General features: G+C 44.8%; 1 protein-coding gene. It reads left to right on the top strand.

The genetic code is table 11. The features are described from left to right. Positions 1 to 133: 133 nt before the first annotated feature. Positions 134 to 1,209, top strand: a 1,076-nt coding sequence (locus A3757_RS23660) for a radical SAM protein (protein ID WP_369819602.1), incomplete at its 3' end; no start/stop codon positions are given.

Here is a 1,209-nt window from a genome sequence, read left to right on the forward strand (position 1 = left end):
AGTGGTCAGTAATCAGATTTTTGCAAATTGAAGGATAGACGCATGACAGTCGACGACAACTTGCATGAATTTCCTCTGAGCGACAATTCTGATGGTAGCCCTACGTATATCCCGAGGTGAACACCCCAAGGATATGAAAGATATCAAAGGAACAGCTTGCCTACTAAAAGAATTGCCAGAAGGCTGGAATATAAAAGATTCCTCGCGCATCGAAAAACCAAAAGCGCTTGACCCAGCGAACCACCCGTTCCAGAAAAACCCTTATCAAGAAACTGAAATAGAAGGTTCCGAGTCGACAAGTAAATGCGCCGACAATCAGCAAGTCGATAAAGCAGAGCCAATCAAAATTTTACCATTTCCAGAACAAAGCGCTGATAAAGAGAGAGAATTTATCTTACTCCCCTCTTTTGAAAAGGTTTCCAAGGACCCTGTGCTTTATGCTCACACCTCCCGAATACTGCACCTGGAAACTAATCCAGCCAATGCCCGAGCCATTGTTCAGCCTCACGATCAACGCTATGTTTGGGTAAACCCACCAGCCATTCCTCTATCGACAGATGAACTTGATAGCGTCTTCGAACACGCTTATCAGCGAGTGCCTCATCCTAGCTACGGTGATGCAAAAATTCCTGCCTACGAGATGATACGTTTCTCGGTCAATATTATGAGAGGCTGTTTTGGTGGCTGTTCATTCTGCTCGATCACAGAACATGAAGGCAGAGTAATACAGAGTCGATCAGAAGATTCCGTTATCCATGAGATTGAGCGAATCAGGGATATGACACCCGGTTTCACCGGCACCATTTCTGATCTGGGCGGACCTACTGCAAACATGTACCATCAGAATTGTCGCTCAGAGGAAATTCATGCAAGTTGTCGTCGACTGTCATGCGTCTATCCTTCAATTTGCAAAAATCTGATTACTGACCACTCGCCCACAACAAATCTATACCGACGCGCCAGAACACTACCCGGAATTAAACGCATACTTATTGCTTCCGGCTTACGCTACGACCTAGCAGTAGAAGACCCGGAATATATAAAGGAACTTGTTACACACCATGTAGGCGGCTACCTGAAAATTGCACCGGAACATACTGAGAGCGGCCCTTTATCAAAAATGATGAAACCCGGCATGGGCACTTATCATCGCTTTAAAGAACTATTTGAAAAATATTCTGCCGAAGCCGGAAAAAAGCAATACCTTAT

This window comes from Oleiphilus sp. HI0117 (genome assembly GCF_001635235.1).